Origin of the sequence: Nocardioides sp. NPDC006303 (genome assembly GCF_040613175.1) — a bacterium.
Classification (GTDB): Bacteria; Actinomycetota; Actinomycetes; order Propionibacteriales; family Nocardioidaceae; genus Nocardioides.
Map to the genome: position 1 here is coordinate 156,790 of NZ_JBEXRR010000006.1, position 18,602 is coordinate 175,391.

16 protein-coding genes are annotated in these 18,602 nt (G+C 69.6%); 5 read left to right on the forward strand and 11 right to left on the reverse strand.

Annotated elements, in window-relative coordinates; translation table 11 throughout:
- Positions 1–4: 4 nt before the first annotated feature.
- Positions 5–346, forward strand: a complete 342-nt coding sequence (locus tag ABZY89_RS07455) for a hypothetical protein (protein WP_355225961.1) — start codon at positions 5–7, stop codon at positions 344–346.
- Position 347: 1 nt separating this feature from the next.
- Here the strand turns inward: ABZY89_RS07455 and ABZY89_RS07460 are convergent, their stop codons facing one another.
- From ABZY89_RS07460 to ABZY89_RS07470, 3 genes are all read right to left on the reverse strand, one after another.
- Complete coding sequence (locus ABZY89_RS07460) at positions 348–1,931, reverse strand: lysyl oxidase family protein (RefSeq protein ID WP_355225963.1); 1,584 nt, start codon at positions 1,929–1,931, stop codon at positions 348–350.
- A gap of 122 nt (positions 1,932–2,053) precedes the next feature.
- Positions 2,054–2,530: a DUF2505 domain-containing protein gene (locus ABZY89_RS07465; protein ID WP_355225965.1), complete on the reverse strand. Its 477-nt coding sequence runs from the start codon at positions 2,528–2,530 to the stop codon at positions 2,054–2,056.
- Between the two features lie 51 nt (positions 2,531–2,581).
- Positions 2,582–3,055 carry a DUF2505 domain-containing protein gene (locus tag ABZY89_RS07470; RefSeq protein ID WP_355225966.1) on the reverse strand — a complete coding sequence of 158 codons (474 nt, stop codon included), beginning with the start codon at positions 3,053–3,055 and terminating at the stop codon, positions 2,582–2,584.
- A 184-nt stretch (positions 3,056–3,239) separates the two neighbouring features.
- Here ABZY89_RS07470 and ABZY89_RS07475 point away from each other — a divergent pair, with 184 nt between their 5' ends.
- Positions 3,240–7,190, forward strand: a complete 3,951-nt coding sequence (locus ABZY89_RS07475; protein ID WP_355225969.1) for an NAD-glutamate dehydrogenase — start codon at positions 3,240–3,242, stop codon at positions 7,188–7,190.
- Here ABZY89_RS07475 and ABZY89_RS07480 read toward each other — a convergent pair.
- Together ABZY89_RS07480 and ABZY89_RS07485 are read right to left on the reverse strand one after the other, a co-directional pair.
- Positions 7,150–9,207 (reverse strand): carboxypeptidase-like regulatory domain-containing protein, encoded by a 2,058-nt coding sequence (locus ABZY89_RS07480; RefSeq protein ID WP_355225971.1) that lies wholly within the window; start codon positions 9,205–9,207, stop codon positions 7,150–7,152. The genes ABZY89_RS07475 and ABZY89_RS07480 overlap by 41 nt on opposite strands.
- 58 nt (positions 9,208–9,265) lie before the next feature.
- Positions 9,266–10,567 carry an MFS transporter gene (locus ABZY89_RS07485; protein WP_355225972.1) on the reverse strand — a complete coding sequence of 434 codons (1,302 nt, stop codon included), beginning with the start codon at positions 10,565–10,567 and terminating at the stop codon, positions 9,266–9,268.
- A gap of 67 nt (positions 10,568–10,634) precedes the next feature.
- On the opposite strand from ABZY89_RS07485, the gene ABZY89_RS07490 reads away from it, so the two are divergent.
- The 3 genes from ABZY89_RS07490 (at position 10,635) to ABZY89_RS07500 (ending at position 13,242) form a co-directional block, all read left to right on the forward strand.
- Positions 10,635–11,228: a helix-turn-helix domain-containing protein gene (locus ABZY89_RS07490; RefSeq protein ID WP_355225973.1), complete on the forward strand. Its 594-nt coding sequence runs from the start codon at positions 10,635–10,637 to the stop codon at positions 11,226–11,228.
- A 113-nt stretch (positions 11,229–11,341) separates the two neighbouring features.
- The gene (locus tag ABZY89_RS07495; protein WP_355225975.1) at positions 11,342–12,250 is read left to right on the forward strand and encodes a CoA ester lyase; all 909 of its coding nucleotides are present in this window, start codon (positions 11,342–11,344) and stop codon (positions 12,248–12,250) included.
- Between the two features lie 71 nt (positions 12,251–12,321).
- Complete coding sequence (locus ABZY89_RS07500) at positions 12,322–13,242, forward strand: methylenetetrahydrofolate reductase (RefSeq protein ID WP_350716160.1); 921 nt, start codon at positions 12,322–12,324, stop codon at positions 13,240–13,242.
- Between the two features lies 1 nt (position 13,243).
- On the opposite strand, the gene kynA is transcribed toward ABZY89_RS07500, so the two are convergent.
- From kynA to ABZY89_RS07530, 6 genes are all read right to left on the reverse strand, one after another.
- Complete coding sequence (kynA, locus tag ABZY89_RS07505) at positions 13,244–14,044, reverse strand: tryptophan 2,3-dioxygenase (RefSeq protein ID WP_355225977.1); 801 nt, start codon at positions 14,042–14,044, stop codon at positions 13,244–13,246.
- Complete coding sequence (kynU, locus tag ABZY89_RS07510) at positions 14,041–15,306, reverse strand: kynureninase (protein WP_355225979.1); 1,266 nt, start codon at positions 15,304–15,306, stop codon at positions 14,041–14,043. The genes kynA and kynU overlap by 4 nt, the downstream gene beginning before the upstream one ends.
- Positions 15,303–15,935: an arylformamidase gene (gene kynB / locus ABZY89_RS07515; protein ID WP_355225981.1), complete on the reverse strand. Its 633-nt coding sequence runs from the start codon at positions 15,933–15,935 to the stop codon at positions 15,303–15,305. Before kynB ends, kynU begins: the two co-directional genes overlap by 4 nt.
- A gap of 159 nt (positions 15,936–16,094) precedes the next feature.
- Complete coding sequence (locus ABZY89_RS07520) at positions 16,095–16,910, reverse strand: alpha/beta hydrolase (RefSeq protein ID WP_355225982.1); 816 nt, start codon at positions 16,908–16,910, stop codon at positions 16,095–16,097.
- Between the two features lie 41 nt (positions 16,911–16,951).
- Positions 16,952–18,241 carry a sigma-70 family RNA polymerase sigma factor gene (locus ABZY89_RS07525; RefSeq protein ID WP_355225984.1) on the reverse strand — a complete coding sequence of 430 codons (1,290 nt, stop codon included), beginning with the start codon at positions 18,239–18,241 and terminating at the stop codon, positions 16,952–16,954.
- Positions 18,238–18,600: a YciI family protein gene (locus ABZY89_RS07530; RefSeq protein ID WP_355225986.1), complete on the reverse strand. Its 363-nt coding sequence runs from the start codon at positions 18,598–18,600 to the stop codon at positions 18,238–18,240. Before ABZY89_RS07530 ends, ABZY89_RS07525 begins: the two co-directional genes overlap by 4 nt.
- Positions 18,601–18,602 lie beyond the last annotated feature (2 nt).

Here is an 18,602-nt window from a genome sequence, read left to right on the forward strand (position 1 = left end):
ACCCGTGACCCGCATCTACGTACCCGCCACGCTCGAGCTCCTCGCTGACTGGTACGCCAAGGGCGAGCTGCCCGGCACCGCCGACGGCTACGCAGCCCCCGACGACAGCGAAGAGGCCGAGTACGCCGCCCTGATGAGTGCCGCCGACGACTCGGCGGCGCTCCTGGCAGGTGCCGGGCGCAGGGTGGTGGTCGTCGTCGACGCTCCGGCGGCGTTAGGGGATCAGGTGGTCCCGCTCAAGCTCGTCGTCGCGGTCCACGCCGACCTGGCAGATCGCCCGGCCGGCGCGGACCCCGACGAGGATCTGGGCTGGTTCGCGACCCAGGAGATCCCCGACCTGATCTAGGTCACTCCTCCTCGCCCCACCAGGTCTCGGTGTCGATGCCCTGGTAGGGAGGGACCTTGACGGTGCGGGCGCCGGCCTTGCCGCCGATGATCACGGTGCGGTGGCTGACGTTGTTGGACCGGGTGGTCTCGTAGAGGTTGCCGTCCGGGTTGACGGTGACCTTGATCCGGTAGGTGCCGTTCTTGACCTTGGAGAGGTCAAAGGCCTGGGTCTGGGACTGGTCGTAGGTGTCGCCCCAGCCGGACGGCAGGCTCTCCCGCAGCCACAGCGCGGACTTCGAGCCGCAGGCCGATTCCAGGCCGGTCTGCCCAGGCCGCAGCGTCGCACCGGGCACGGTCAGGTCCACCGGGTCGGTGGGAACCAGGCACCACGACTGCTTGCCGCTGGTCGAGACGACCTTGTCCTTGGCGTCGACCAGCTCGTACTTCGCGAAGTCGAGGAAGTGCCAGTGGTTGTGCTCCGGCGCCTCGTGGAACTCCATGGTGCCGGTGCGCTTCATCCCGACCTGCTCACCGTCGCGGTAGAACATCTGGTAGGCGTCCATCACCGGAGCGGTGCCGCGCCGGAAGCCCTCGACGATCATCGGAGCCGGTCCGGCGTTCCACTCGTTGGCGGCGAAGTTGAGGCGGTCGGTGCCCTCCTCGTCGACGGCGGTCGAGATCTGCCAGGCGGGCACGGAGACGAGGTCGGGCAGGCTGCTCTTCTTGGGCTTGCCGTGCGACGTACCTCCGGCGCCGCCGCCGAGCGGGAGTCGTCCACGACCGTCCTCGGAGCCTTCCAGCGACTCTCGCGGGACCACCGTGCGAGCGCCGTCATCGGCTCCGTGGGATCCATGGGCTGAGCGAGCGCCCATCTCGCCCTCACCCTCGCAGCCGCCCTCGGGGCAACCGTCGACGATGACGAGGTTCTGCTTGGCGCTGCGGCTGGCCTTCGGCAGACCGAGGAAGTCGGCGACGGGCTTGCTGACGCTCATCGTCATGGTCAGCTTGGTCTCGCCCTTGGTCTCGAACTCGAGGTCGGAGACGGTCGGGACCGCCATGCCCCGCTCGATCCCGTACAGCACGCCCTTGGTGAACCAGTTGCCGCCGCAGAACTCCGGGTAGACCGGGCCGGTGGCACCGTCGGTCTGCACCCGCTGCCGGTCGTAGCCGCCGGGGCACAGCGGTCGGTTCTCGTCGAGGATCACCTTGCCGGCCTTGTTCTTGAGCGTGACCCGCAGGCCGTCCTTGAAGCCCTTCATCCCGTCGACGATCGAGGCGGGCGCGGTCGTGGTGGTTCGCTTCTTGCCCCGGATGATGGTCTTGGTCAGCTTGACCGGCTTGTCGTAGGCCGTGTGGCTGGCGCGGAACTCGAAGGCCGCGTCATAGGCGGCCAGCCAGACCGACGGCTCCACGTACGCCATCCCGTCGTAGGACGCCACCTCGACGGTGTCGGCGGCGGCGACGAGCTTCAACGTTCCCTTGCCGGTGGTGCCGCTCGCGGCACCGTAGTTCGCCGTCACCGTCGTGGTGACGACGAGTGCAGCTGCGACCAGCCCGATGCCGGCCGAGACCAGCTGCCGGACGCGAGTGCGAGGTTTGACCATCGAGATCCCCTTATAACGGCCTTGGATCCTCCCGATCCGAGGCGCCGAGTGGCCGGCAATCTAGTGCCCGCCACATATGGGGACGGTTGGTTTTCTGGTCTGGTTGCACCAGATCGGTGAGATCAGCGAGAAAGGTACGCCGCGCCGACCGCCTGCTCGAGGTCGAAGGCCTTGAGCATGAGCTCCTCGACGTACTCCTCGAGCTTGGCCCCGACCAGCGGCACAGGCACCTTGATGCTCAGCCGCACGCTCTCGGTGGTGCGTCCGTCGGACTCGGACAGCGAGATGTTGCCGCGCAAGGTGGCCAGGCCGCCGGGGACGGTGATGTCGACGACGGCGACGGTGTCGGAGGACCAGACCTCGTTCTGATGGACGGTGAGGTCGCCGGAGACGATGCGCTTCGCGAAGGAGGGTACGCCGACGGTCGACTGCACCCGGTCGATCCGGACCTCCCGCGGCGCACCGCCGATGGTCACCCGGCGACGGAGCGCTCCCTGGGCGTCGGCGACCCGCTCGCGGAAGCCCGGATCAGCGAGCATCGCGGACACCTCGCCCATGCGGGCGTCGTAGACGAGCTCGTGCTGAAGGGTCGTCGTCATTGCCGAATCCTTTGGGGCTCTTCTGCGGGTTGGGACGGGGGATGAGGGGGCTCAGGCGGCGAGCCAGCGGGTGCCTACCTCATGCTCCTTCTCGAGCGCCTTCTTGAAGATCGAGAGGATGAGATCCTCCAGCTTTCCGCTGACCAGGGGCACATTCACCGTAGCGGTCAGGGTGACCGTCTCGATTGTCTTCGTGCCGTTCTCGGCCACCCGTGCGATGCCGGAGAGCGAGCCCGGCTTGCCTGGCAGGGTGACCTTGAGGTCGCCGGAGGTGAAGTCGGCCGACCAGATCTCGTCCTGGTGCACCTCGATGGTGTCGCCGACGAACTTCTTCGCGAACCCGGGCACGCCGCTCACCTTCTGCTCGTAGCGGATGCTCACCGTCGAACCGGTGATCGCCACGCTCCTGGACAGCGCGTGCTGGGCGTCGCAGACCTGCTCGCGGAACGCCGGGTCGGCGAGCATCCCGGAGACGGCTGCGATCGGGGCGTCGTAGGCCAGATCGACCGACAGCTTTTTGCTCATAACCACACATCATGACGCCTAGTCCGGCCAGAGTCATCAGCGGAGCGACCGAGAGAACGGACACATTCCAGGAGTATGCTCTTTACCCCCAGGCCAGTGGGAGGTCGTGAGCCTATGACTCACATCGGCGATTCCTTCGGATCCAGCCGCCTACTCAGAGCCCTCGCGGGATACCGTGACAGGTGTGTCAACGGAGACGCATATCAAACCTGTCCAAGCTCAGCAGAACGTCCTGCAGAACCGCCTGCCGAGCACCACCTACTTCCGCCATGTAGCCCCCGAGGAGCTCACCGGCCGCAGCGAGGCTGATCTCGCCGGCGCGGTGGGATCGCATCTGGCGCTGGCGGCGAACCGCCCGCAGGGCACCGCCGCCGTGCGCATCCTCACCCCGACCACCGCCGCAGACGGTTGGTCCGCCGGAGGCCGCAGCGTCGTCGAGATCGTCGTCGACGACATGCCCTACCTCGTGGACTCGGTCAAGACCGAGCTCTACCGTCGTGGCCTCGACGTACATCTTGTCGTCCACCCCGTCATCGACGTCGCCCGTGACGTGACCGGTGCGCTCGAGGGGGTGAACGAAGGCGACATCAGCGAGTCCTGGATGCACATCGAGATCGACCGGCTCGCCCCCGACGCCGCCAAGGAGATCGTCTCCGGCCTCGAGGGAGTCCTGGAGGACGTACGCGAGGTCGTCGAGGACGAGCCGAGGCTGCACCGCCGGCTGGCGGAGATCGCGGCCGGCCTGCGCTACACCCCGCCCAACAGCGTGCCGCGCGAGGAGGCCTCCGAGGCCGCCGAGCTGCTGGCCTGGCTGGCAGAGGACCACTTCCTGCTGACCGGCTACCGCGAGTACCGCCTCGACGGCGACTACCTGCGCGGTCGCTCCGGCACCGGACTGGGCATCCTGCGCGCCGATCCGCCGCAGGCGCCCGACCACGGCAAGATGCCGCCCAAGGTCGCAGCCCACGCCCGCGACAAGGTCATGCTCGTCCTGGCCAAGGCCAACTCACGCTCGACTGTCGGGGAGCCCGCCTACCTCGACCATGTCGGCATCAAGATCTTCAACGGCGCCGGTGAGGTGATCGGCGAGCACCGCTTCCTCGGCCTCTTCACCACGAAGGCGGCTCGCCAGTCGGTGACCCGGATCCCGGTCGTACGCGGCAAGGTCGCCGCGGTCCTCGACCACACCGGCTACGACGCCCGCAGCCACACCGGCAAGGCGATGCTCGACGCGATGGAGTCCTACCCTCGCGAGGAGCTGTTCCACGCCTCCACCGAGGAGCTGATGGACCTCGCCGAGGCCGCGCTGGGAGCGATCGAGCGTCGCATCCTGCGAGTGGCCGTCCGGCCCGACACGTACGGCCGCTATGTCTCGGTCCTCGTCTCGCTGCCGCGTGACCGCTACAACACGACGGTCCGCGAGCGGTTCTCGAAGGTGCTTCTCGACGCGCTCGGCGGCACCGACCTGGAGTTCACCGTACGCATCAGCGAGTCGACCACCGCCCGGGTGCACTTCGTGGTCCACGGCACCACCGAGTCGCTGGGGAAGGCCCTGGACACCCCGGGGCTGGTCGACAGCCTCGAGTCGCGGCTGCGCAAGGCCGCGCGGAGCTGGCGTGACGACCTGGTCAGCGCTGTCATCGCGCATGCCGGCGAGGACGGCGCGGCCCGGCTCTCGCACGTGCTCGACGCGTTCCCGGAGGCCTACAAGGAGGACTTCGACGCCGACACCGGCGCCGCCGACCTGACCCGGCTCGAGATGCTCTCGCACCAGGGCGAGGCGGTCGACTTCTCCTTCTACAAGGATCCGGAGAGCCCCGGCGGTTTCCGGATCAAGATCTACCGCACCGGTGGCCCGCTCTCGCTGTCCCTGATGCTCCCGATCCTGTCCTCGTTCGGCTTCGAGGTCACCGACGAGCGGCCCTACGACCTCGAGGGCGTCGGCACGTCCGGGTCGGAGGAGTGGTTCATCTACGACTTCGGCCTCGCCTACTCGGGCACCCCGGTCGGCACCCCGACCCAGCTGGTCGCCGCGCTGCACCAGGCCTGGTCCGGTCGCAGCGAGGTCGACGGGCTGAACGCGCTCGTCCTGGCCGGTCTCGACCACGGTCAGGTGACGCTGCTGCGTGCCTACGGTCGCTACCTGCGCCAGGCAGGCACGCCCAACTCGTTCCAGACGATCGCGGGCGCGCTGTGCGCCAACCCGGGCATCGCCCGGCAGATCGTGGAGCTGTTCGAGACCCGGTTCGACCCCTCGCTCACCACGCGTGACGAGACGAAGCGGGCCGAGGCGATCATCGAGGCTCTCGACGACGTGGCGAGCCTGGACCAGGACCGGATCCTGCGCAGCTACGTCTCGACGATCCTGGCGACGACGCGGACGAACTACTACCGCGGCCGGAGCTACCTCGCGTTCAAGTTCGACCCCCAGCAGGTGCCCGACCTGCCGCTGCCACGACCGGCGTACGAGATCTTCGTCTACTCGCCCGACGTCGAGGGCGTGCACCTGCGCTTCGACCCCGTGGCCCGTGGCGGCCTGCGGTGGAGCGACCGGCGCGACGACTTCCGCACCGAGGTGCTCGGGCTCGCGAAGGCGCAGCAGGTCAAGAACACCGTGATCGTGCCGGGCGGCGCGAAGGGCGGCTTCGTCCCCAAGGGCGTGGCCGGTCCGGACGCGTACGTCACGTTCCTGCGTGGCCTGCTCGACGTCACCGACAACCGGGTGGACGGTGAGATCGTGCCGCCGGCCGACGTGGTGCGCCACGACGGCAACGACTCCTACCTCGTCGTCGCCGCCGACAAGGGCACCGCGACGTTCTCCGACCTGGCCAACTCGGTCGCGGCGGAGTACGACTTCTGGCTCGGCGACGCGTTCGCCTCCGGCGGCTCGGCGGGCTACGACCACAAGGCGATGGGCATCACCTCGCGTGGCGCCTGGGTCTCGGTGCAGCACCACTTCAAGCGGCTCGGCATCGACCCGCAGACCGACGAGATCACCGCGGTCGGCGTTGGGGACATGTCCGGTGACGTCTTCGGCAACGGCATGCTGCGCTCGGATCGAATCCGGCTCGTGGCCGCCTTCGACCACCGGCACATCTTCATCGACCCCACGCCCGACGCGGCGGTGGGTTTCCAGGAGCGGAAGCGGCTCTTCGAGATGCCCCGGTCGACCTGGGAGTCCTACGACACCTCACTGATCTCGGCGGGCGGCGGCGTGTGGTCGCGGCAGCTGAAGTGGGTGCCGATCAGCCCCGAGGTGCGGCAGGCGCTCGGTCTGGCGACCGACGTCAAGCGGCTCACGCCGCAGGAGCTGATCAGCGCGATCCTCCGCGCGCCGGTCGACCTGCTGTGGAACGGCGGGATCGGGACGTACGTCAAGGCGTCCAGCGAGACCGACGACGACGCCGGTGACCACGCCAACGACGGGGTCCGGGTCGACGCCGCCGAGTTGCGGGTGCGGGTCGTCGGTGAGGGTGGCAACCTGGGCATCACCCAGGCCGGCCGCGTCGAGTTCGCCCGCAAGGGTGGGCTGATCAACACCGACGCGATCGACAACTCCGCCGGTGTCGGCACCTCCGACCACGAGGTCAACCTCAAGATCCTGCTGGACCGAGAGGTACGCGCGGGCTCGCTGACGCTGGCCGCGCGTGACGAGCTCCTCGAGGAGATGACCGACGAGGTCGCCGCGCTGGTGCTCGCTCACAACGAGGCCCACAACGTGACCCTTACCCGTGCGGTGGCCTCGGCCCCGCAGCTCCTGGAGGCTCACGAGCGCCAGATCGCGGAGTGGGTCACGGCCGGACTGCTCGACCGCGAGGTGGAGGGCCTGCCCTCCTCGACCGAGGTCGCCCACCGTCTGGAGGCGGGGGAGGGGCTCACCGCCCCCGAGCTGGCCGTGATGCTCGCCTGGACCAAGATCGAGCGCCGACGCGAGCTGGTCGCCGCGGGTCTTCCCGACCCGGCCGCGGATCCGGAGATGACGGAGCGTCTGGTGGCCTACTTCCCGACCGCGATCCGCGAGCGGTTCCCCGAGGCCATCGTGGATCACCCGCTGCGGTGGGAGATCTGGGCGACCTCGGCGCTCAACGAGGAGGTCAACCTCGCCTTCGGGACGCTCGACGCGCTGTCACGGTGAGCACCGTGCCGGCGAGCAGGAGCGAGATGCCGAGCGCGGCGAACACCCACGACGGGCCGCCGGTCTCGGGGAGCGAGCTCTGAGGTGAGGTCTCCGTCGGCGGTCCCGGGTTCGGGGCCGTCGGCGGATTCTCATCTCCGCCGGGAGTCGGCAGGTCGGTCGGGTCCGGCGTGGGCGTCGGGTCCGGGGTCGGCGTGGGATCCGGGGTCGGGTCCGGCGTCGGGGTCGGGTCCGGTGTGGGGCTCGGCGAGGGGACCTCGTCGAGCCTGAAGTCCTGTCCGCCCCGGATCTCGCCGGCCGAGGTGATCGTGACCGTACGCGAGGCCTCACCCACGACCCGCATGCCGTCGGGTGCGGTGACGGTGACGGTGTAGTCGCCCGGCGGGAGATCCTCGACGATGTAGCCGCCCGCCTCGTCGGTGGTGGCGGTGACCGGGCCGTCGGGCCCGTCGACGGTGACGGTGACGCCGGCGACCGGGTCTCCGGTGGAGGCGTCGGTGACCCGCCCGGCGATCGTGCCGGGACGGGTGAGGTCGAAGTCGACCCCGGTCACGTCGCTCGTGGCCACGGTGACGGGTCGCGTGGTGGCGCCGGTGTAGCCCTCGGGTGCCTCGATCTCGGCGGTGTAGTCGCCGGGCGGCACCCCGTCGAGCCGGTAGCTGCCGTCACCGTCGGTGACTGTGGTGATCGGGTCGCCGCCGCCGGCGGGGACCAGGCGCACCTGGACGCCGCCGAGCCCGCTGCCGCCGCCGGTCACGGTGCCGGAGACGCTGGCCAGCTGGTTGACCACGAAGTCCTGGTCGGTGATCGGGGTGTCGTCGACGGTGATGTCGGAGCGGGTCGTGCCGTCGGGGCCCGCGGTGTAGCCGTCGGGCACCGTCAGGGTCACCGAGTAGCCGGTGCCGACCGCGTTGTCGTCGAAGAGATAGCTGCCGTCGGTGCCGGTGGTCGTGGTCGCGGTGGTCCCGTCGGGCCGGGTCAGGGTCACCGCCGCGCCCGGGACCGGAGCGCCGGCGTCGTCGCGTACGGTGCCGCTGATCGCCTGTGGGATCACCTGCCGCACCTCGAAGTCGGCCCGCGAGGCGGGGTCGTCGTCCTCGCCGCGGTTGCTGACGGTCGCCTCGGTCTGTCCGACGACCGCACATCCGTCGGGCTGGCTCAGCCGGACGGTGTAGCCGTCCTGGGTGGCGAAGTCGCCGAAGGAGTAGGTGCCGTCGTCGGCGGGGCTCGTGGTGGCCAGGGTCTCCCCGTGGGGCGAGACGAGGGTGAGCACCGAGCTCTCGACCGGGCACGACCCGGAGGTGGAGACGTCGGAGACCATGCCGCCGATCGGCCGCGCCCTGCTCACGAACCAGGTCTGGTAGACCGGGAACCCGGCCCGGCGGGTGAAGACGAAGGTCAGGCTGGTGAGCCGGATGTCGGGCTCGTACCAGCCGCTGGCGCCGTTGGTGTCGGTGGCGGTGGGGTTGCCGGTCAGCGTCGAGGTGGCCGGGTTCCAGGTGGGCTGGTCGGTGCCGCCGGCGTAGTTGAACGAACCCTGGAACCACGAGGAGATCTCCGCTGCCGGGACATCCTCGCCGTTCTCGTCGGTCGCCTGGACCTGCACCTGGTCGGAGTCGATGTCACCGAGCACGAACGCCCAGCCGGTGTCGGGCGTGGGGTTCTCGAAGGCGTACGTCGTGGTCGAGGCGCCGGTCGGGGTGTCGGCCTTCGGGCGCAGGTTGATGTAGGCCGAGCCCCGGCTCGATCCGTACTTCGCTCCCGGAGGCGCGCTGGTGTCGAGGAACGTGCTCGCGCCGCTGGGAAGGGCGACGTTGGCCCGGGAGTCGCTGGCCATCTGGGCCGCGGGGAAGCCCGCGGACCGTTGCGTCATCGTCGTGGAGTAGTCGTTGGACGCCCCGGAGACGGGCGCCCACTCGGCCCACGAGTCGGTCACGGCGTGAGCCGGTCCCGGGGACAGCACCGTGACGAACACGCCGGCCAGAAGCGCCAACGCCAGACAGGCCCGGTTGAACATGCGAGGGGATCCTTTGCTTCCGAGGAGCAAAACGTTGCGTTGGGGGACTTTGAGAAGGTTAGCCCTGCGGAACCGGATTTTTACGCTCTGAAGCGCGTGTGTGACCGAGGTTGTCGTCGTTCGAGGACAGCGTCTGCCAGTCCGCGGGGCGCGGGATCGACCGCACCGAACGGGCGAGCGTGGGGATGAGAGCGGCGAGAGCGACCAGCCCCGTGACCGCGAGGACCGCGGTGGTGCCGTCGGTGACGGCGAGCAGTGCCCCGGCCAGGGCGGGCGCCAGCGGGATCGAGAGCATGGAGACGAACTGGGCCGCGGACTGCACGCGTCCGACGAGCTCCGGCGGGGTGATCGCCATCCGGTACGCCGCGACGCCGGCGTTGCCTGCGGGGTTGAGGAAGAGGCCGACGGAGACCGCCAGGGCCATCACTGCGGGGTGGGTCCAGAACGCGAGGGGGATCGAGAGCGGCACGAAGCTCCACGCGACCAGGGCGGTGAGTCTGCCCGTCGGGATCTTGTCGATGAGCCAGGGAGCGACCAGCGCGCCGAGGATCCCGCATGCTCCGATCGCCGCCTCGGCCAACCCGATCTGCCAGGCCGGGAACCCGGCCTCGATCAGTCGCAGCAGGGCCATGAAGAAGAGCGCGTTGACGGCCAGGTTGGCGGCGGGTCCGAAGAAGAGCAGCGTACGCAGGAACGGCTGCTGCCAGCTGTAGCGCAGTCCCGCGGCCAGGTCGGACGAGGCTTTCTCGCGAGGCGCGCGGGCGAGGGCCGGCGGTGCCGAGAGGTCGGCTCGGACGCGTCCGAGGAGCAGCCAGCCGGCGGCGTACGCGATGGCGTTTCCGGCGAACGGCGCCCAGCGGGTGAAGCCGAGCAGCACGCCGCCGAGCGGCCCGCCGAGCAGTCCGGCGATGTGCTGGCGTGCCTGCTGCTGGGAGAGGGCGGTCGGGAGGTCGTCTGCCGCGACGACCGATCTGATTGCTGAGTTCTCGGCGGGGAGGAAGAGCCCGTTGAGCGCTCCGGTGAGGAGGGCGACGAGGAGCAGGTGGGGGAGGGTGAGCGAGCCGAGGATCCCGGCGATCGCCAGCGAGGCGTACAGGACGGTGCCCGAGCCGTGGGCGAACCGCATGATCCGCAGCCGATGGCGGCGGTCGGCGATCACTCCGGCGGGCAGCAGCATGCCCACCATCCCGATGAGGTGGATCGCCTCCGCGGACGCTGCCCAGAAGGCGGATCCGGTCATCGCGTAGGCGACCAGGGGCATCGCGAAGAGGCTCACCCGGGTCCCGAGCTCGGCGACGGTGGCGCCGATCCAGAGGGCGGTGAAGTCGTGGTTGCGGGCGAGCTCGCGGTAGGAGGGCATACCCGCACCATAAAGTGCGCAAGATGTATTGCGCAATATGTATTGCGGAATTCTGTAGACTGCGGCCATGGCTACGTACGACGACCCGAGGATCCTGCGCGCGATCGCCCACCCGACTCGCAACCGGGTGCTGCACGAGCTGTCTGCAGCTGGATCTCTCCGCGCCGCGGATGTCGCGCAGCGCACCGGCATCCCGGCCAACCAGGCCAGCTTCCACCTCCGGCAGCTGGCGAAGTACGGCCTGGTGGAGATCGACCCTGACGCCGGCCGGGACAAGCGCGACCGGGTCTGGCGGCTCACCGACGACGACATCACCATCAGCCCGAGAGAGATGGTCCAGCAGCCGGGTGGCGAGGCGGCATACACGGTGTTTCAGCGCAGCTCCGTCGCCTGGGGTCATCACCTGGTCGACGAGGCCTTCAAGGTCTCCTCGGAGCTCGAGGACGATCCGGCCAGGCGGCTCGTGTCGGAGTCGTCGCTGCGGCTGACCAAGGACGAGGCCCTCGAGTTGCAGCAGGAGCTGAACCAGGTCGTCGCGCGCTACCGCGAGACCGGACGCCAGCCATCCGGCGAGGAGGAGCGGGACCTCTACTCGGTCTACCAGATCGTCCAGCCGATGCCGGACCTGGCCGGTGAGGCCGATCCGGGGGCGGCGACGTGAGTCATGTCTCAACGCCTGCCTCAGGCTGCCTCCTACTCGCGAGTCACCGAGAAGTTGGTTTACCGTCCGAAGTCGCGCCCATCCCAGGACGCCAGTAGGGAGATAGACGAACGATGAGCACGAGCCAGATCGCCGAGAAGCGCGAGGTCCGCGAAGCCAACCGAGTCGAGGGCCACAACGCCCGGTCCTGGCTGCTGGTCTCCGCGATGCGGACGGAGATTTTCGACGACGCCCAGCTGAGCCGAGCCGACCAGATCATCCTCGACATGGAGGACGCGATCGACACCTCCCTCAAGTCGCAGGCGCGCGAGAACGTGACCAGCTGGCTCAAGGGTGGCGGCCGTGCCTGGGTACGCATCAACGACTGGACCACCGAGGACTGGAGCGAGGACATCGCGGCCCTCGCCGGGATCGAGACGCTCGCCGGTGTGATGCTCGCGAAGACCGAGTCGCCGGACCAGGTGACCGACACGTTCCAGCGGCTGGGTGGCAAGACCCCGGTGATCCCGCTGCTCGAGTCGGCGCTGGGGATCGAGGACGCCGCGACCATCGCGCGCGCCCGGGGCGCCTACCGGCTCGCCTTCGGCTCCGGTGACTACCGCCGCGACACGGGCGCGGAGAACGACCCGCTCGCGATGGCCTACCCGCGCACCAAGCTGGTCCTGGCCTCGCGGATCGGCAACCTGTCCGGTCCGATCGACGGCCCGACGGTGGGCAGCAGCCACCCGCTGCTGCGTGAGCAGTCGGCCGACGGCGTCGCGATGGGTATGACCGGCAAGCTCTGCCTCGACATCGAGCAGCCCTCGGTGATCAACGAGTCGTTCAGCCCGTCCCCGTCCGACGTGACCTGGGCCCACGAGTTCCTCCAGAAGTTCGAGGAGGGTGGCCGCGTGATCCGTGACGGCAGCGACAAGCCGCGTCTGGCCCGCGCCGAGACGATCAAGCGCCGTGCCGAGCTGTTCAAGATCAAGCCGGACACCGAGGCCTACGACGCCCCCACCTCGGGCCCGAGCGTCTACTGATCGACGCCGACTCGGCGCTCTGGGATGGGACAGACGCGCCGGGTCGGCACGGCTCGGCTAGCGTTGACGTCGTGGATCTGCAGCAGCGCATCAATGACCGGGCCGGTGAGATTCTCCTGTTCGCCGTCACCCCGCCGAGGGTGACGACGGCACCCGAGAGGGTGCAGCAGATCGCGGAGGTCACGCTCGAGCGGATCCGGCCCCTCGATGTCGACGGACTGATCCTCTACGACATCGACGACGAGTCCGACCGCAACCCGGAAGAGCGGCCGTTCCCGTTCGTACGCACCCTCGACCCCGCCGAGTTCCTCGAGCGCAACCTCGCCGGCCTCGACGTGCCGGCCGTCGTCTACCGCGCCACCGGGAAGTACGACGAGCCGACGCTGCGCGACTGGGTCAAGACCCAGGATCCCGCCAAGGCGCTGTCGGTCTTCGTCGGCGCCTCCTCGGGTGAGAAGCGGGTCGCCACCAGCCTGCGCCGCGCCCAGCAGATCCGGAACGAGGCCAACCCCGACCTGCTCCTCGGCGCCGTCGCCATCCCCGAGCGCCACACGGCCAAGGGCGACGAGCACCTTCGCCTGATCGCCAAGCAGGAGGCGGGCTGCTCCTACTTCGTCACCCAGGTCGTCTACGACGTCAACGCCGCCAAGAACCTCGTCTCCGACTACCGCTACGAGTGCGAGACCCGTGGCCTCCAGCCGGTGCCGATCGTGTTCACCTTCTCCGTCTGCGGCTCGATGAAGACCCTCGAGTTCCTCCGCTGGCTCGGCGTCGACGTACCGCGCTGGATCGAGAACGAGCTGCGCCACGCCACCGACACCCTCGACGCCTCGCTCGAGCAGGCCGAGGCGACGGCGATCGAGCTGATGTCCTTCTGCCGCCAGCTCGGCGTGCCGTTCGGCATCAACATCGAGTCCGTCTCGATCCGCAAGGTCGAGATCGAGGCCTCCGTACGTCTCGCCGAACGGCTCCGCGGGAAGCTCGCGCGCTGACTCACAGCCCCGTGCGCATCGCCCACAGCTCGGGGAACAGGATGATGTCGAGCTGCTTGCGCAGGTAGGAGACACCGCTGGTCCCGCCGGTGCCGACCTTGAACCCGATGATCCGCTCGACGGTGGTCACGTGCCGGAACCGCCAGACCCGGAAGGCGGTCTCGAGGTCGGTGAGCTCCTCACCGAGCTCATAGAGGTCCCAGTGCTTCTCCGGGTCGCGGTAGACCTCGCCCCAGGCGGCCTCGACGGCGTCGGAGGCGGCGTACTCCTGCTTCCAGTCCCTGTCGAGATGATCGGCCGGGATGTCGAAGCCGCGCCGGGACAGCAGGCGCAACGACTCGTCGTAGAGAGACGGACGTCCGTACGCGGCGAGCACATCCTGCTCGTGCGGGCGTCCCTCGTGCACGCGGAGCGTGTAGGCGGCCTTGTTGCCGAGCGCGAACTCGATGCAGCGGTACTGCCACGACTGGAAGCCCGAGCCGGTGGCCAGGTAGGGGCGGAACTTGTCGTACTCGGTCGGGGTCAGCGTCGAGAGGACGTCCCAGGCGTGCACGAGCTGCTCCATGATCCGCGAGACCCGGGCCAGCCCCTTGAACGCCGGACGCACCGCATCCTCGGCGAGGAGCCGCTGCGCCTCGGTCAGCTCGTGCAGCGCGAGCTTCATCCACAGCTCCATCGCCTGGTGCTGCACGATGAAGAGCATCTCGTTGTGGTCGCCCGAGAGCGGGTGCTGCGCGCCGAGCACCTCCGGCAGATGGAGATAGTCGGAGTAATCCATCGGAAGGTCCTGCGTGCTGCTCATGTGACTGCTCCTCGGGTCCAGAAGCGCTCGTCGCGCCATTCGTCGTTGTCCATCACCGAGACAAGGTGGTCGACGGCGTCCCACACGTCGACGTAGCGGGTGTAGAGCGGGGTGACGCCGAAGCGCAGGATGTCGGTCCCACCGGCCGGTCCAGCGCGGAAGTCGCCGACCACACCTCGCTCGATGAGCGCCTGCACGATCGCGTACGCCCCGTCGTCGGCGACGCTCAGCGACAGCTGGCTGCCTCGGCGGGTGTCGTCCAGCGGGGACTCGATCGTGAATCCGGGAAGCCGAGACGCGACGAGGTGGGCGAAGAGCCGGGTCAGCGCGAGCGACTTCTCCCGGATCGCCTCGAGACCGCCGTACGTCTCGGCCGCCAGCAGGGTGTCGACCCCGCACTCCAGGGCGGAGATGCCGATGACGGCGGGGGTGCCGGACAGGTAGCGCGAGATCCCCTCCGCGGGCCGGTAGCCCGGCGACATCTCGAACGGCGCGGCGTGACCCATCCAGCCCGACAGCGGCTGCTCGAAGCGGTCGACGTGGCGCGGGTTGACCCACAGGAACGCCGGCGAGCCGGGGCCGCCGTTGAGGAACTTGTAGCCGCAGCCGATCGCGAAGTCGGCGTCAGCGCCTCGGAGGTCGACCGGCACCGCACCGGCCGAGTGGCACAGGTCCCAGACGGCGAGCACGCCGTGCTCGTGCGCGAGCGCGGTCACCGAGGCCATCGAGTGCAGGTAGCCGGTGCGGTAGTTGACCTCGGTCAGCATCAGCACCGCGGTGCGATCGAGCAGCCCCTCGATCTCGTCGGGGGAGTCGACCAGGACCAGCTCGTAGCCACGCTCGCGGCACAGCGAGGAGGCGATGTAGAGGTCGGTCGGAAAATTGCTGCGCTCGCTGACCACGACCCGGCGATCGGGTGAGTCGACCGAGGCGATCGAGAGCGCCGAGGCGAGCACCTTGTAGACGTTGAGCGAGGTCGAGTCGGCGACCACGACCTCGCCCTGACCTGCGCCGACGAGCCGGGCGATCTTGTCGCCGACGCGCTGGGGCAGGGTGATCCAGGAGGCGGTGTTCCAGGACTCGATCAGCCCCTGACCCCACTCCTGCGTGACAACCTCGGCCACCCGGCCGGCGGTGGCGCGGGGGAGCGCCCCCAGGGAGTTGCCGTCGAGGTAGATCGTCTTCTCGGGCAGGTCGAAGAGGTCCCGCAGCGGGGCCAGTGGGTCGGCCTGGTCGAGAGCGACGGCATCGTCGCGGTTCATTCGGCAGTCTCCTTGATCGGCCTGAGCACGGCCCGCACGGGCGCGGCGTCGGCGGTGGTGAGCTTGAGGGGGAGCGCGATCAGCTCGTAGTCGCCCGCGGGCACCTCGTCGAGCAGCAGGTTCTCGAGGATGCGTACGTCATGACGGTGGGTCGCGAAATGGGCCGGAAGATCCTTGGAGGAGGACGGGTCCAGGCTGGCTGCGTCGGTGCCGACCAGCCGCACCCCGTGGGCGGCCAGGAGATCGATCAGCGCGGGGTCGAGGGCGCAGAAGTCGTCGTCCCAGGTCGTCGGCTGGGTGGCGTACGTCCGGAACAGCACGCGCGGCGGCAGATCCGTGACGTCGATGTCGTCGACGGTGACCAGCGGCCGCACCGCAGATACGTCGATCACGCGGCACGGACCGAGGAACGGCTCCAGCGGCATCTCGCCGGCGGGTGTGCCGCCGTCGGTGAAGTGCAGCGGAGCGTCCGCGTGCGAGCCGACGTGGGCCGACAGGGTCAGCTCGGCGACATTGACCGGACACCCGGGGCCGATCCGGAACGTCCAGTCGACCTCGGTGGCATGGTCGCCGGGGAAGACCGGCGACTCCGCGTGAACGGGTGGTGAGATGTCCCACAATTGCGCCATGCTCCGCAGCCTAGATGACCCGATTCTCCGCCGACTCGGCGCATCGTGACCGGTCATCCCGCCGAGTCGGCGCGTTATGACGAGCCGACTCGGCGCGGGATCGCGTTAGGACAAGCCGACTCGGCGCTCGGGCGCGTCACGATGAGCCGACTCGGCGGTTCAGGCGGTGAAGAACTCGGTGGCCACCGGAGCCAGGGCGTCGGCCTTGACCATGTGGTCCTGGCCGTCCAGGACGACGTAGCGGCCCTCGGGAACGGCCTTGGAGATGGCCTGCTGGGCGTTGGTCATGTAGGTCGGGCTCTTGCTGCCCGCCACCGACAGCACGGGCACCGACACGTTCTTGAAGTAGCCGCCGGGCAGGGGCAGACCCTGCTGGAACGGCACGCACATGCCCAGGTCGTAGACCAGCGTGTGGGCGACCGGGGTGAGCTTCTTGAAGGCCGGGGTGAGCCGCATGACCTTGACCGCGACCAGCGGCATGCCGACCATGCGCATGAACAGCTCGACCGCGGCGGCCCGCTTGCCCTTCTCCACCAGGGCCTCCACCTGCTGCGCCATGTCGGCGTCGTTGGGGCGGTGGGTGTCGTCGAGGATGAGTGGCGCCTCGTAGGCGACGATCTTGTCGATCGGCAGCCCGGCCCGCGCGGCCTCCAGGGCGAGGAACGCACCCGAGCTCAGGCCCAGCAGATGGGCGTGCCCGCCGGCCGCCTCGATCACCGCCCCCAGGTCGGCGACCTCCTGCTCGACCGCCTCCATGGTGCCGGCGGCAGCAGGCTTGGCGATGTTGCTGTCGCCGCGGCCGCGACGGTCGTAGCGGTAGACGGTGAACCGGTCCGAGAACGCGTCGGCCAGCTCCTTCGACGGCCCGAAGCCGCGGTAGCACATGGCTCCGTCGACCAGGACGAGCGCCGGGCCGGTGCCGACGACGTCGTAGGCGATCGTGGTGCCGTCGGCGGAGGTGGTGGTTGTGGTCATCGTCTGCTCACTTCTGTCGCGGTGGTCGAGCCGGTTGATACTTACGCGTCGGACGAGACCTCGTCGCTTCGACACGCGGCCGCACGTTTCTCGAGAAGTTCCTGCTCCCCCGCGTTGGTGGTCAACGAGGCTGCCTCATCGAACGCCGCCGCGGCCTCGAGGTGCCGCCCGGCGCGATGCAGCAGGTCACCACGTACGCCGGCGGGCAGATGCGACCCCGGAAGCGCTCCCTCGGGAAGTGCCGCCAGGATGGCCAGCCCGGCATCGGGACCGAAGGCACGACCGTGCGCCACCGCCCGGTTGACCTCGATGACGGCGCCCGGGACGCCGGTCGCGAGCATGTCGTAGAGGCGCGCGATCTCGGCCCAGTCGGTGTCCTCGGCCCGCCGGGCGCGGCCGTGGCACGCGGCGATCATGGCCTGCACCAGATAGCTCCCGCCGGGGGTGCCGGAGGAGGCGAGCGCCGTGGCCCGGTCGACCGCGGCCAGGCCACGCCGCAGCAGCAGGTGGTCCCAGCGGGTCCGGTCCTGGTCCTCGAGCAGCACCGGGTGACCCTCGGCATCCGCCCGGGCCGCGAGCCGTGACCCCTGGATCTCCAGCAGCCCCTGCAACGCCTGCGCGTCGGGATCGCCCGGGGCGTGCGCGGCCAGCATGCGGGCCAGCCGCATCCCCTCCAGGCACAGCTCGGGCCGGGTCCACGACGGCCCCGACGTGGCCGCGTAGCCCTCGTTGAAGACCAGGTAGATCGTCTGCATCACGTCGCGCAGACGTGCCGTCCGCTCCTCGCCGGTGGGCAGCTCGAACGAGGCCCCGACCTCGGCCAGGGTGCGCTTCGCCCGCGAGATCCGCTGTCCGACGGCCGACTCCTTGGCGAAGTAGGCCCGGGCGATCTCGGCGGTCGTCAGACCGCCCACGAGCCGCAGCGTCAGCACCGTTCGGGAGTCGGGGGCCAGCACCGGATGGCAGGAGAGGAACATCAGCCGCAGCACATCGTCCTCGATAGGTCTGAACGCAGTGGCCTCGACCGCGGCAGCCAGGTCAGGCATCTCACCCTCCTCCAGTTCGTGGCCCAGCAGGGCGACCTTGCGGCGCAGCACCTCGTCACGGCGGAACCCGTCGATCGCGCGCCGCTTCGCGATCGACATCAACCACGCGCCGGGGTTGCGAGGGATGCCCTCGTGCGGCCACTGCTCCAGCGCCGCGACAAGGGCATCCTGGGCGAGGTCCTCGGCCAGGTCGAGGTCATGCGTCATCCGCGCCAGACCGGCGAGGAGACGTACGGACTCGTTGCGCCAGACCGCGACGATCGCTTCTTCGGTAGGCGAGCTCATTCCGCCGCTGGGTCCGGCGGTCCGACCAGCGGCCGCATCTCCACGGCCACGTCCTGACCGGGCCAGAGCTCCTCGTGGAACCGGACCATCCGGCGTCCGATCTCGGCGGCCTCCTCGTGGGAGCGGACCTCGAACAGCGAGAACCCGCCGGCGACCTCCTTGGCCTCGGCGAACGGCCCGTCGATGTGGGTCACCTCCCCGGCGGTCAGCCGGATCTCCAGCCCGGGCCCGAGCCCGTCGGCGTCGAGCAGGATGCCGTCGGCGTGCTGCTGCTTGATCTCGGCCTCCACCGCCTCCATCAGAGCGACCGGCGGCGGCCCGGCGTCGGGGGCCATCTTCACCAGCATCATGTAGCGCATCA

Bases quoted from the DNA above. Each gene is read 5' to 3' on its own strand.
- ABZY89_RS07460 (WP_355225963.1), bottom strand. From the start codon at position 1,931: ATGGTCAAACCTCGCACTCGCGTCCGGCAGCTGGTCTCGGCCGGCATC.
- ABZY89_RS07465 (WP_355225965.1), bottom strand. From the start codon at position 2,530: ATGACGACGACCCTTCAGCACGAGCTCGTCTACGACGCCCGCATGGGC.
- ABZY89_RS07470 (WP_355225966.1), bottom strand. From the start codon at position 3,055: ATGAGCAAAAAGCTGTCGGTCGATCTGGCCTACGACGCCCCGATCGCA.
- ABZY89_RS07480 (WP_355225971.1), bottom strand. From the start codon at position 9,207: ATGTTCAACCGGGCCTGTCTGGCGTTGGCGCTTCTGGCCGGCGTGTTC.
- ABZY89_RS07485 (WP_355225972.1), bottom strand. From the start codon at position 10,567: ATGCCCTCCTACCGCGAGCTCGCCCGCAACCACGACTTCACCGCCCTC.
- ABZY89_RS07490 (WP_355225973.1), top strand. From the start codon at position 10,635: ATGGCTACGTACGACGACCCGAGGATCCTGCGCGCGATCGCCCACCCG.
- ABZY89_RS07495 (WP_355225975.1), top strand. From the start codon at position 11,342: ATGAGCACGAGCCAGATCGCCGAGAAGCGCGAGGTCCGCGAAGCCAAC.
- kynA (WP_355225977.1), bottom strand. From the start codon at position 14,044: ATGAGCAGCACGCAGGACCTTCCGATGGATTACTCCGACTATCTCCAT.
- kynU (WP_355225979.1), bottom strand. From the start codon at position 15,306: ATGAACCGCGACGATGCCGTCGCTCTCGACCAGGCCGACCCACTGGCC.
- kynB (WP_355225981.1), bottom strand. From the start codon at position 15,935: ATGGCGCAATTGTGGGACATCTCACCACCCGTTCACGCGGAGTCGCCG.
- ABZY89_RS07520 (WP_355225982.1), bottom strand. From the start codon at position 16,910: ATGACCACAACCACCACCTCCGCCGACGGCACCACGATCGCCTACGAC.
- ABZY89_RS07525 (WP_355225984.1), bottom strand. From the start codon at position 18,241: ATGAGCTCGCCTACCGAAGAAGCGATCGTCGCGGTCTGGCGCAACGAG.
- ABZY89_RS07530 (WP_355225986.1), bottom strand. From the start codon at position 18,600: ATGCGCTACATGATGCTGGTGAAGATGGCCCCCGACGCCGGGCCGCCG.